Annotated in this window: 10 protein-coding genes; 2 read left to right on the top strand and 8 right to left on the bottom strand. The window is 55.8% G+C overall.

All coding sequences use genetic code 11. The annotated features are described in order from the left end of the window. Positions 1-356: 356 nt before the first annotated feature. The 6 genes from NW843_RS00265 to NW843_RS00240 form a co-directional block, all read right to left on the bottom strand. Positions 357-647 (bottom strand): nucleotidyltransferase family protein, encoded by a 291-nt coding sequence (locus NW843_RS00265; protein ID WP_414521762.1) that lies wholly within the window; start codon positions 645-647, stop codon positions 357-359. A gap of 81 nt (positions 648-728) precedes the next feature. Next, the gene (locus NW843_RS00260) at positions 729-935 is read right to left on the bottom strand and encodes a hypothetical protein (RefSeq protein WP_414381071.1); all 207 of its coding nucleotides are present in this window, start codon (positions 933-935) and stop codon (positions 729-731) included. 76 nt (positions 936-1,011) lie between these two features. After that, complete coding sequence (locus NW843_RS00255) at positions 1,012-1,707, bottom strand: type 1 glutamine amidotransferase (protein WP_414521761.1); 696 nt, start codon at positions 1,705-1,707, stop codon at positions 1,012-1,014. Positions 1,708-1,818: 111 nt separating this feature from the next. Next, on the bottom strand, positions 1,819-3,681 hold the full coding sequence (locus NW843_RS00250) for an ATP-binding protein (RefSeq protein ID WP_414521760.1): 1,863 nt from the start codon (positions 3,679-3,681) through the stop codon (positions 1,819-1,821). Between the two features lie 4 nt (positions 3,682-3,685). Further along, positions 3,686-4,834 (bottom strand): DNA double-strand break repair nuclease NurA, encoded by a 1,149-nt coding sequence (locus NW843_RS00245; protein WP_414348239.1) that lies wholly within the window; start codon positions 4,832-4,834, stop codon positions 3,686-3,688. Positions 4,835-4,851: 17 nt separating this feature from the next. After that, positions 4,852-5,988, bottom strand: coding sequence for a Druantia anti-phage system protein DruA (locus NW843_RS00240; protein ID WP_414348242.1), 1,137 nt, complete (start codon positions 5,986-5,988; stop codon positions 4,852-4,854). 271 nt (positions 5,989-6,259) lie between these two features. Between NW843_RS00240 and NW843_RS00235 the strand changes: the two genes are divergently transcribed. Both NW843_RS00235 and NW843_RS00230 read left to right on the top strand, forming a co-directional pair. Further along, a complete protein-coding gene (locus NW843_RS00235; RefSeq protein WP_414521759.1) occupies positions 6,260-10,222 on the top strand; it encodes a magnesium chelatase subunit H in 3,963 nt (1,320 codons plus the stop codon). Positions 10,223-10,324: 102 nt separating this feature from the next. Then, complete coding sequence (locus NW843_RS00230) at positions 10,325-10,618, top strand: hypothetical protein (protein ID WP_414521758.1); 294 nt, start codon at positions 10,325-10,327, stop codon at positions 10,616-10,618. Positions 10,619-10,967: 349 nt separating this feature from the next. Here the strand turns inward: NW843_RS00230 and NW843_RS00225 are convergent, their stop codons facing one another. Both NW843_RS00225 and NW843_RS00220 read right to left on the bottom strand, forming a co-directional pair. Next, positions 10,968-11,822, bottom strand: coding sequence for a prepilin peptidase (locus NW843_RS00225; protein WP_414521757.1), 855 nt, complete (start codon positions 11,820-11,822; stop codon positions 10,968-10,970). Positions 11,823-11,959: 137 nt separating this feature from the next. After that, a complete protein-coding gene (locus NW843_RS00220) occupies positions 11,960-12,160 on the bottom strand; it encodes a hypothetical protein (protein WP_414330572.1) in 201 nt (66 codons plus the stop codon). Positions 12,161-12,252: the final 92 nt, after the last annotated feature.

The raw sequence follows: 12,252 nt of genomic DNA, 5'->3' as shown, positions 1-12,252 counted from the left end.
TGTAGCGGCTTGCTGGAATCCCTGGTTCCCGGGATCCAATGCCCACCGTTGCCCCCCCGTGCTTGAGAGCTTGTGTGTTTACTTATAGTCAATTCAAATGGCGATGAGACGGTAGCCAGTACAATAGCTCCGTTCGCGATAGTCATTCCGAATAAGTCTGGGACATTTGCCCTGCCTTCGATCTCTAACCGGCCAACACAAACATACCCCTTATCTGTCTCCCAAAGCAGACTAGGGGAACCTGGGATCCCCAAGTTGCTTTCCTGCAGTCTGAAACAACCATATATCCTGGCCCAGAGGGATCCTCATCTAACTTAATTGCCTCTATTTCCGATCTTACTCTGTTCTGCCAATCTCTAGAAGGCACGAACCACCTCCCGGAGAACGGATTCTTGCAGATAGGGCTTGAGGGAGTCAGGCGTACCTAGATCAACCGGACTCTCTAAAATTTCCTCTAGATATCGTTTCAAGCGTACAAAAGTGAACAATCCAACTGGACGGTCAAACTCTACTAGCAGATCGATATCACTGTCTGTTTGCGCTTCATCCCTTGCTACTGAACCAAAGAGCATTAGAGACTTTACGCCAAAGTCCTTCAGAGTGTTCTGGTGATTTGCCAGTAATGTAACGACTTCCTGTTTTTGCATTACCCAACCTGCAATGAAAAGAAAAGTCCATTAGGAATTATAGCTCACCTATTTCCTCTCAATTACGACTCAAACAAAGATTCATAACGCTTTGCAAGTCGCAGGCACAGTTGAGCCGAGGCACACCTTGCAGAGGACAGGGATCCCTTCCCGTTCCAGCTCCGCCTGCCGTTGCCGCAAGAGCTCCGAATCCTGCTCGTCCCAGACCCACACCTCTTTTCCCTGGGCCCGCAGCAGCCGTGCAGCCGACCAACCCGCGATCCCCAGTCCCAAAACCTGATGGCCCACGTCTATCCTCTTGGAACTTTGGCTTGCAGATCTGCATCTTACGGCTTTGGCCGCTCTCTAGAGCGCAGCGCGGGGCCTAGGGATCGGAGCGACAGAGAAAGGAGAGAACCTCGCCCATTAGACGGTTTATGGCTTGGTACTTCTCAGGGGAGGCTGAGAGGATCTCTGCTTCCGACTGCACATAGGTAGATGGCAACAGTTCGTTGCGGCAGTGGGAGACAAGCCCTTGCACCAATTCTGGCGTGGTTTCCAAGTGAAACTGGAGGCCGATCACTGAGCGTCCAAGCTGAAAGGCCTGGTTCTCACAGCCTTCGCTCTTGGCAAGGTGAATTGCACCAGGGGGCAGCTCGAAGGTTTCCCCGTGCCAGTGAAAAACCTCAATCGAAGGCGGGAAGCGAAAGGCCAGCTCGTTAGCCGGTTGGATCCCTTGCACCGGCCACCAGCCTATTTCCTTAACGGGATTTGGAAACACCCGAGCCCCCATTGCGCTGGCAATCAGTTGCGCCCCCAGGCAGATGCCCAAAATAGACTTGCCAGCCTCGATAGCATTGCGGATGAACTCTTTCTCCTGGACCAGCCAAGGAAACGTGCTTTCGTCATTGGCACTCATAGGGCCACCCATGACGATGAGCATGTCAAATTCATCCAGGCTCGGCAATCTCGTCGATTCAAAGAACCTTGTGCCTGTTACAGGGTATCCCTTGGCTCCAAGCCAAGACTCTATGTAGCCAAGACCCTCAAACGGCACATGTTGCAGGTAGTGAGCGCGCATCTCAGCTTCAAGACTAACCTCCCGGCCTAGCATAGCCCCCGTGGCTTGCCAGGCTGCCTCGCTGTCACTGCTTCTAGAATCAGGCAGTCACGTTTCCGGGGGCTGGGTTTCTTAGTGTACTTGGAGGTAGTTGATGGATCCCCTTAACTTCATCGTGCTCTTTACACTACTAAAGTTGACCCTTAAAAACTCGTCGGCATTGCTAAAAGCGTTGAAGAACAACGGTGTACCCGCAAACGAGAGAGGAGAAACTGGGCCAATGGTCATAAATGAGTACTCTCGGCTTTCAGTGTCAAAGGACGAGTGTGGGTCACGGAATAGCTGATAGAGATCAAGGGCTTTGCTACGCCCACCTACTAGCTCACTCAATGTCTTGAATTCAGCTCCCATACCTAAGCCGAAGCCAAAGAAAAGGATGCGCAGCTGCTCCAAAATCTCTCGGTGCAGACTGGATAGGGTCTGGCTAATGAATAGCCAGCCTACTCCGTACTTACGAGTGGTGCGTGCCGCATCAATCAAGATGCCCCGTACAGCTTTCTTCTCTTCACTCTCAGGTTCTTCACGGGGTGCAAGGCGGTGAGCTTCATCTATCAGCACCAGTGTGTTGAGACCTTGGCTTTGCCGATAGGCATATTCTGCCGCTGTGCGAATACCTTCCAATAGCCGTTTGATCACCAGCGCTTGTATCGTCTCATTCCAGAACAAGGGAGTACTCTGCGGCTGGGATTGATCTCCACCAAAAAGGGGGAGCGTATTCCAACTCGCAGCAGTTTGAGTTGCCTGTTCTATAGACAAGTCTATCACGACGAGAGGCCGCTGATTTCGATCAGAGTTAAACAGGCTGGCCAACAGCTGCTCTACTTTCTGTGCTCCTGATCGATCTTCACGAAACAGTTGCGTAACAGGAAGCCAAATTGTCTGATATAGGTCATTCTGATTGGCACCAGCCATCTGCTGACGGACTCGTTCCCTAGCCTCCTTCGAACCATAAAATCGCACCTGAATACGCTCTTCCTGCAAATATCCCCACGCTTTATCGAAACTCTCACGTTTGTGTAACTCGGCAAGATGTACACTGTCTTTCTGCAACTGCTCACTTATGGCCTCTGCGGCCTGACGCTGGTTTTCGACTGCTTTAACGCCAAGCCGCTGAAAGAATCCTGACTCCAAGAGGATCTGTTCAAACAAGTTCCACCGGTCCAGCACCAAATTCCTCACGCTATGCACATTGGTCGGCTTTCCAAGCCTGTCCAGGACTTCTTTCATTCGCAACTGGAATGCGCCTGGAACTGCCTCACCTCTCGCCTCTTTAGCAAATTCACCCTGCGGATCAATGACCAGGAGTGCCATCCCGGGATAGCGGGCATAGGCCAGCAGGATCATCTTAGCCAGCACCGACTTTCCAGAACCGGTTTTGCCAAAAATGCCCAGATGGTAGGCTTCGCCAGCACCCTGGGGACCAGTGTCGAAATGTTTGAACCAAAGGGGCAAAAGCGGTTTTGAGCCATAGACATGCCCCAGGTAGAAAAGCTGGTCACGATAGGGCGAGAGCAATTCGGATAAAACGGCATCATTGACAAGATGAATGGGCGTGCCTGTAGCCGGGACAGTGCCCAGGATACTGGGACGGTAGCCATTGGATTCAGCAGAGAAGACGGCGCTGATCGTCATCTCCCCTGTATGGGTATCCTGGCGTTCGCTGACTGTATCCACCCGCCCACGCTGACGAATCAGGCTGCGCATGGTGGGGTCTTCGTGCCAGACATTGCGCAGTTTCACCTCAGTAATCTGTCCCAAAGCATAATGAGAAAGCCCATCCTGGTAATAGCGAAACAGGGCCAGTTCCCCCACAAGCTTCTTGCTGACGGCTCCGGCCAAGATGTCCAGCGCCAATTCACTGGTAGAGGATGGTGACCCCACCACGCCAATCCGTTCCGCTGCATCCACAAGCTGATCAAGATTATTCGTTGGCATAGGATCAGACTCCTGACTCGGTGCGATAACCATGCAGGCCTAGAAAAACCTCACTAACGTCCCCCAAATACGTCTCAGCGATATGCTGGCTGGTAACCTGCCGAAACGTAGGGATGGCCTTGGGCAAGTGCTTGACCATACGATCCGCCATGTAGAGGGGGTAGGGCTCCATGACCGCCGGTGTACCGCATTGATGACGAATGCCATGGAGCACTGTGGCCAGGCGCGCCCGATTTTCAGATACCTTCGGGTTCATCTCCACTCGAAGAGCGGGAAGCCAGGGATAAGGACGATAATAAACGACCCGGATTTCACCCAGTAGAGCAACAATCTCCCTTGTTACGCCTTCTGCTTCTTGCTTGAGATTAGATGCGAGTGGATCCAGATTCAAGTGCCAGGGTTGAGAAGGCTGTTGGAGAACCATAGGGCCTGTGTATTCACCCGGCTCCAGCACAAAACTTAGAAGTCCGCGATCGTCGTGGGTATCAGGCCAGCCCATTTTCTGGCCAATTTCCCGTCTTGTCGTATATTTGGGTATCGCTACCCAGCAACGGTCGCTTCGAGCTGAGGCCAATACTGTTCGGTAAGCTTCCAGGAACGAGAGCACGCCCCCAAGAAAGCGGGCCGTCGTATGCAAATGTAAAGCATCCTGACTCTTGTTCAGCGCCTGATTAAAGTAAATGAGAGGGGTCGTGAGAGAGCCATCTATAAAGACAACCTCGTGCGGCGCTTGTGCTGCCAGTTCTAACTCCATACCGATCATCAGAGCACGCAGGATGGTGCCCGTTTCGGCTTCGTGCGCCTCCGTCTCTATCCAAATTCGGTGGCGAGGTTCGGGCCAGTAGCGCGTTTCTGAAGGTGGCGTCAAGCCTTCGACAGCCACAGCAGCTGCTGCAATCAGGTCGCTGGCTAACAATCGCTCAACAGCATAGGAACCATCTACACCGCAGGTTGTTGGAACAGACGTATAGGGAACCTCGGCATCGCGATGAAGCAAGCCTGCTCTCTTGAGGCCCTCTCGCCATTCCTCGCGACGAGTGCGTACTTGCTCAAAATTATCCAGCAGTTTCTGACCAAGATCCGCTGTGCGTTTGAGAACCTCATCAACTAAAGCAGCAGGAAGTTCGCCAAAGGGACGCTCTCCAGATTCCATTACAAATTACTCCATCTTTACTCTGTGGCCTTATTCTGTTCCATCAGAAGTATATTCTTGATTTCCTCTTTGCGCCAAGCCCGCCATCCATCCACTCGCCCTGCTCGCGGCAGCAGCCAGCGCTCCCGCCACCAGGCGACCAGTTCCGAGAATGGCAAATTGCGATAGATTGGTTCAGTGTCACGGCCTTCCATGTATGCTTCCAGATTGTCCACCAGGCGAAACAGAAACACTTCCCGCTTTACGCCATGGTAGAGGAGCTGATCTGAAAGACCTAGCCGTCTGAGGGCTTTCACTATTATTTGCCATTTCCGCCTTGGCCCACTACCAAAGCCACCGCGAGTCGAAATGCCTTGGTTTTCTAAAAACTCTCGGAATAGTGGGTAAAGTTCCGCTAGGTGAAAAGCTCCGTATCCTTCGGTATAGCCAATAGACTTAGCTACAAGAATTCCTTTGTAACTCAGGCGGTTATACAGGCTACTTCTTCCAAAAGCACTTGTGGTTGTAAGTGCAACTAGGTGAGGTTTTAGGATGCGCTGTTCGATTTCAGTCACACGACCCAGGTATTTGTGCCAGTAGGCTTGTCGAACCTCATTTGACGCTGCTGCCAACGCTACCAGTTTTCCACCTAGGAGACGGTTATATGGTGGCACAGCGCCCAAAGTTTGAATATCCATTGTCTGGTTAACCATCTCCGTTTTTTTGCCAGGGGGGTAGCAAAACAGACGATCGCGAGCTGGAAAACTAAGAGGCGGGGACTGCAGAGCTAACAGACCGATCAGCTTGTCATTAGCTTTGTCTATGATTAGAAACCGGGAGCGGCGCCCATATCCCTTGGAGAACGGGATAGACCAGAGTAGCCGAGCTATGCGGAAGAGGTCATGGTGCTGCTGTTTGGTAACCTCAACTAAAACCGGATCAATGCGCTCAGGTATAATCTCGTTACCGTCTGCGAAGAAGGTGAGGTATTTAGGAAGATATTGGCGAAGCCAATCTTGCCGGTTAGCGATTTCTAACTGAAGAGCAGGCCTGTGTACCCGCCGCAAGCTCTCCTTACCAAGGACAGAAGGGCATAGCTTACCTTCATCTGTTACTACGAACCCAGCTTCTTTAAGCTTAGTCAAAACAAGTTCTGCTAACTCCGCTTCACTCACCCTGGCCGATTCTCTTCTGCTTCAACAATCCTCTGCAGCCTTAACGTAGACAACGTACTGCACTGCTCCCTTGCTAAGGGTAACGTGAAAGGCTCCCACAGAGTGATCAGATCCCTCTGCCCTTACAGAGGCTCAAAGGTTATTTCGAATTGTTACAGCCTTGCCTCCGTGCCCCCAGCAGGGATCCGTTTCTCGGGTAGAACGGGAAACAGGTCATAAGGGATAATGCTTACCCGTAGGCTGTTTGCATCACCGGACGGAGAGCGACCGCATGTTTACTCTGGTTAAGCCCATCACCCGCCACGTTACCCCTGCCGAGGTGGGGGATCGCCGCTTGATGAAGGTGGTGTATGTGGTGTTGGAGCCGCAATATCAGAGTGCCCTGACCGCAGCAGTGCAGCACATCAACGCCCACAACTCCAAGCTGGCGGTGGAGCTGTCCGGCTATCTGGTGGAGGAGCTGCGGGATCCCGCGGGCTATGAGGCTTTTCGGCGGGATCTGGAAACGGCCAATGTCTTTATTGGATCCTTGATCTTCATCGAAGACATTGCCCAGAAGGTGGTGCAGGCGGTAGAACCCCTGCGGGAACGGCTGGATGCGGTGGTGGTGTTTCCCTCCATGCCAGAGGTGATGCGCCTGAACAAGATGGGATCCTTTTCTATGGCGCAGCTAGGCCAGTCCAAGAGCGCCATTGCCCAGTTCATGCGCAAGCGCCAGCAGGGATCCAACTTCCAGGAGGGGATGCTGAAGCTGCTGCAGACGCTGCCCAAGGTGCTGAAGTATCTGCCCTTCGACAAGGCGCAGGATGCCCGCAACTTCATGCTCAGCTTCCAGTACTGGCTGGGGGGATCCCGCGAGAACCTGGAGAACTTTTTGCTGATGCTGGCGGATCGCTACCTGCCGGGTATGCGGGGGCAGCTCTCCTTTGCCGAGCCGGTCACCTATTTGGAGATGGGCATCTGGCACCCCTTGGCGCCGCAGATGTTTGCCAGTCTGGCGGAGTATTTGGATTGGTACAACGCCCGCGAGGATCTGCCGCAGGACGTGAAGGATCCCTTGGCCCCCTGTGTGGGATTGGTGCTGCAGCGCACCCACCTGGTGACGGGGGATGATGCCCACTACGTGGCCATGGTGCAAGAGCTGGAGTCGCGCGGGGCGCGGGTGGTGCCGGTGTTTGCCGGGGGCCTGGACTTCTCCAAGCCGGTGAACGAGTTTTTCTGGAACGCGCAGAAGACAGCGCCCATTGTGGATGTGGTCGTGTCGCTAACCGGGTTTGCCCTGGTGGGAGGGCCGGCGCGGCAGGATCACCCCAAAGCAGTGGAAGCGCTGCAACGGCTGAATCGCCCCTACATGGTGGCGCTGCCCTTGGTGTTTCAATCGACGGAGGAATGGGCTGCCAGCGACCTGGGGCTGCACCCGGTGCAGGTGGCTCTGCAGATTGCCATTCCCGAGCTGGACGGGGCCATTGATCCCATCATCCTCTCAGGGCGGGACGCGGCCACCGGCAAAGCCCATGCCATGCAGGATCGGATTGAGTTGATCGCGGCGCGGGCGATTAAGTGGGCCAACCTGCGACGTAAGCCCAAGCTGGAGAAGAAGATCGCCATCACCGTTTTCAGCTTCCCGCCGGACAAGGGCAATGTGGGGACGGCGGCCTACTTGGATGTATTTGCCTCTATTCACCGGGTGATGCAGGCCCTGGCCCACAACGGCTATGACCTCGGCCCCGAGCTGCCCAAAACCCCGCAGGAGCTGATGGAGTCCATCCTGCACGATCCCCAGGCCCAGTACGCCAGCCCGGAGCTGAATGTGGCCGCCAAACTGTCGGTGCGGGAATACGAGGCGCTGACACCCTACGTGAAAGCCATCGAGCAGTACTGGGGGCCAGCGCCGGGGCACCTGAATACCGATGGGCAAAACCTGCTCATCTACGGCAAGCACTTTGGCAATGTGTTCATCGGGGTGCAGCCCACCTTCGGCTATGAAGGGGATCCCATGCGGCTGCTTTTTTCCAGGTCAGCCAGCCCCCACCACGGCTTTGCTGCCTACTACACCTACCTGGAGAAAGTTTGGGGGGCGGATGCGGTGTTGCACTTCGGCACCCATGGATCCCTGGAGTTTATGCCGGGCAAGCAGATCGGCATGTCGGGCGAGTGCTATCCGGATAATCTAATTGGATCCCTGCCCAACCTGTACTACTACGCCGCCAACAACCCCAGTGAGGCCACTATTGCCAAGCGGCGGGGCTACGCCTGCACCATCAGCTACCTGACGCCGCCGGCAGAAAACGCCGGCCTCTACAAGGGGCTGCAAGAGCTGCGGGAGATGATCGGCTCCTACCAAACCCTGCGGGAGGGGGCGCGGGGCATCGCCATCGTCAACGCCATCTGCGACAAGGCGCGGCTGGTGAACCTGGACAAGGATGTGGAGTTGCCCCAGGGGGACGCCGCCCAGTTGAGCTTGGAAGAGCGGGACAGGGTGGTGGGCAAGCTCTACGCCCAGCTGATGGAGATCGAGTCGCGGCTGTTGCCCTGTGGTCTGCACGTCATTGGAGCGCCCCCCACGGCAGAGGAGGCGATTGCCACCCTGGTGAGCATTGCCAGCATTGACCGCCCGGAAGAAGGGATCCTGGGTCTGCCGCGCATTCTTGCCCAAAGCCTGGGCCGGGACATCGACGAGATCTACCGCAACCGGGATCGGGGACACCTGGCGGATACGGAGCTGCTGGATCGCATCAACAAGGCCTGCCAGAAGGCGGTGGCGGCGCTGGTGCAGGAGCAGACCGACGCCCAGGGGCGGGTCTCGCGGGTGGCCAAGCTCAACTTTTTCAACATGGGCCGGCAAGCCCCCTGGTTGGCAGTCCTAAAAGAAGCGGGCTACCCCCAGGTGGATCCGGATCTTTTGAAGCCCTTGTTTGAATTTCTGGAGGAGTGCCTCAAGCAAATTACGGCAGATTATGAGCTGGGATCCCTGCTGAGGGCCTTGGAAGGGGAGTACATTTCGCCGGGGCCGGGGGGGGATCCCATCCGCAACCCCAATGTGTTGCCGACAGGGCGCAACATCCACGCTTTGGATCCCCAGTCTATCCCCACGGCAGCCGCGATTAAGTCTGCGGAGATCGTGGTGGAACGGCTGCTGGCCCGCGAGATGAGCAGCAACGGCGGCAAGTACCCGGAGACCATCTCGGTGGTGCTCTGGGGCACCGACAACATCAAGACCTATGGGGAATCCCTGGCGCAGGTGCTGTGTTTGCTGGGGGTGCGACCCAAACCCGATGCCCTGGGGCGGGTGAACAAGGTGGAGCTGATCCCCTTGGAGGAACTGGGCCGGCCCCGCATTGATGTGGTGGTGAACTGCTCGGGGGTATTCCGGGATCTGTTTGTCAACCAGATGGACCTGATCGACCGGGCGGTGAAGCTGGCGGCCGCAGCGGTGGAGCCACCGGAGCTGAACTTTGTGCGCAAGCACGCCTTGCAGCAGGCAGAAGAACTGGGGCTGACGTTGGAGCAGGCGGCAACGCGGGTCTTTTCCAACGCTTCCGGATCCTACTCGGCCAACATCAACCTGGCGGTGGAAAACAGCTCTTGGGAAGATGAAAGCGAGCTGCGGGAGATGTACCTATCCCGCAAGTCCTTTGCCTTTGGCTCGAATCTGCCTAACCAGCAGATGCGGCAGCTTTTTGAAGCCAGCTTGAAGACGGTGGATGTGACCTTCCAGAATCTGGACTCCTCGGAGATCAGCCTGACCGATGTCAGCCACTACTTCGACGCGGATCCCACCAAGCTGGTGCAAAGCCTGCGCCCCGACGGCAAGGCCCCCTCGGCCTACATGGCAGATACCACCACGCCCAACGCCCAGATCCGCACCCTGAGCGAAACCATCCGTCTGGACGCCCGCACCAAGCTCCTCAACCCCAAGTGGTATGAGGGGATGCTCAAGCACGGCTACGAAGGGGTACGGGAGATCGCCAAGCGGCTGGTCAACACCTCCGGCTGGTCAGCTACGGCAGGCGCGGTGGACAACTGGATCTACGAGGAAACCAACGAGACTTTCATCAAGGACGAGGCGATGCGGCAGCGCTTGATGAACCTCAATCCCCACTCCTTCCGGCGCATTGTCGGATCCCTGCTGGAGGTGCATGGGCGTGGCTACTGGCAGACTTCCCAGGCCAATATCGAGCGTCTGCAGGAGCTGTATCAGGAGATCGAGGACAGAATCGAAGGGGTGGAGTAATTAATATGGTTGTTTCAGGTTAGCGTGAGACGTCTGGGCTACTGTTCGCGCCAGCGGGACGGAGTCCTTAGACCTTACGTGAAGTCGGCAAAAGCTGCAACCATGGCCGGATCCTTGCCCAGGGCTTCTGAAGCAGCAGTGGATCCTGCCAAGTTCGTTGATTACTCTATGAATCCAGCTAATCCTGGAAATCAAGGCAAGTGGATTGCCTTTGCAGAGCTTGGCTATGATGTCAGTACACCAGAGGGAAGAAGGGTGGGATTTGCTCACATTCTGCAACAGGTTACTGCTGCTCTGCCTTGCGCCTTAGCCGGGGATCCGTTTCCAACACCCTATGGAAGCCGCTATCGATCAAGATTGAAATTTTGGGCCTCAATCAGAAAAAAGGCACTTTAGTGACCGTGTGGCAGGTTGATAAGGAAAGTTTAATCCCTCGTTTGGTCACCAATTGGCTAGAGGTACACAATGATGAGTAAAACCACTTCTAGAATCAAGCCATACAGTAGAGTCAAAACTGTGGCAGATGTCAAGGAGTATTTCAGCGAGACCACTATTCCTGCTGGAACTCAGGGATCCATTGTGGAATGTTACTCAGATCCCACTGAAGGCTATGCGGTTGATTTAGCGGTTCCAGATTTGAGCTTGGTAGGAGGTTTTCGATATTTTAATCTCATTCTTTTTCCCGATCAGTTTGAAGTCATAGATCCCGAAACATGAAGTATCCAATGTTGAATGGACGTTCCCTCTACCCCACCAGGTCAAGCCAGCGCAGGTAGCCCTCCACCAGTTGGGATCCGGCTAGAGCGGCTACCCCTCCGCCCATAGCCAAGTAGGGGCCGAAAGGGATGGGCTTTCCCAGGCGGGCCCGCCCCTTGGTCATGGCCAGCAAGCTAGCCAGCAGGCCAAACCCGGAACCCAAAAGAAGGGCCACCACCACCCCCTGCCAGCCCAACCACATGCCGATCAGGGCCAACAGCTTGCCATCTCCCCCGCCCATAGCCTCCCGCCCCAAGACCCAACGGGCCAAGAGGCCAATGCCCTCCAGCAGCCAGAGGCCCAGCACAGCTCCTGCAATCCCTTCCACCAGTGACAGGCCTGTAGCGGCCAGGGATCCGGATCCCTGGAGCCACGGCAGAGCCAGGCGGGCCAAAAGCCCCACCACCAGGCCTGAACGGGTCAGCTCCTCCGGCAGCAAAAAGGTATCCAGATCGATGAGCGCCAGGGCCAACAGCCAGCTCAACAAGATGCAGGTGAGGATCCCTTGGGCAGAAAACCCCAAAGCGCCGATGCTGAGGGCAAACAGGCCCATTGTCAACGCCTCAACGGCAGGGTAGCGCCAGCTAATCTGCGCTCCACAATGGCGGCAGCGACCGCGCAGCAACAACCAGCCTAGGATGGGAATGTTCTCCGTGGGGCCCAGCGGCGTCTTGCAGCTTGGACAATGGGATCCGGGATGGAGCAGAGAAAGACCCTGCGGCAGGCGATAGACCACCACGTTCAAGAAGCTGCCCACACAGGCCCCCAGCACCAGTACCAGCACCCAGGCCAACAGGCGCAGCTCCCAGATTCTGTTGGCGTCGGCGCTGCTCAGCCACATCATGCTCAGCCACATCATGCGAGCGTTGTGCAGTAGGGGAGAACCTCGAGCATGGCAGCCATTCCTATCGCGTCGGCAGGACGGAGTCCCTAAAGGCAGAAAAAGGAAGGATCTGCTCTGTCAGCGTAGCTCCTTGTGCCTCACCGCAGCGGCTCCAATTGCTGCAGCGGAATAAAAGTTTCCTGGGGCAGCAGGATGGGGAACTCGGAAAAGATCAGATCCCCTCGCAGGGTACGGCGGTGGATGACTACTCCCCGCGGGGGTTGCTCCAGCACTTCCGGTCGATGCTGCAGATGAAATTGATAAATCTGGCGAGCCGCTTGAAGCAGAGCGCTGTCCATGAGCTGTTTTCCTACCTTGCCAAGTTCACGACTACCCTAACGACCTTCCCATTGTGTCAGCGAGACGGAGTCCTTGCTCGTTAGCGGGATAG

Source organism: Synechococcus sp. R5-12 (assembly GCF_047502655.1).
Taxonomy (GTDB): domain Bacteria; phylum Cyanobacteriota; class Cyanobacteriia; order Thermostichales; family Thermostichaceae; genus Thermostichus.
This window is presented reverse-complemented; position numbering and strand designations above follow the sequence as displayed.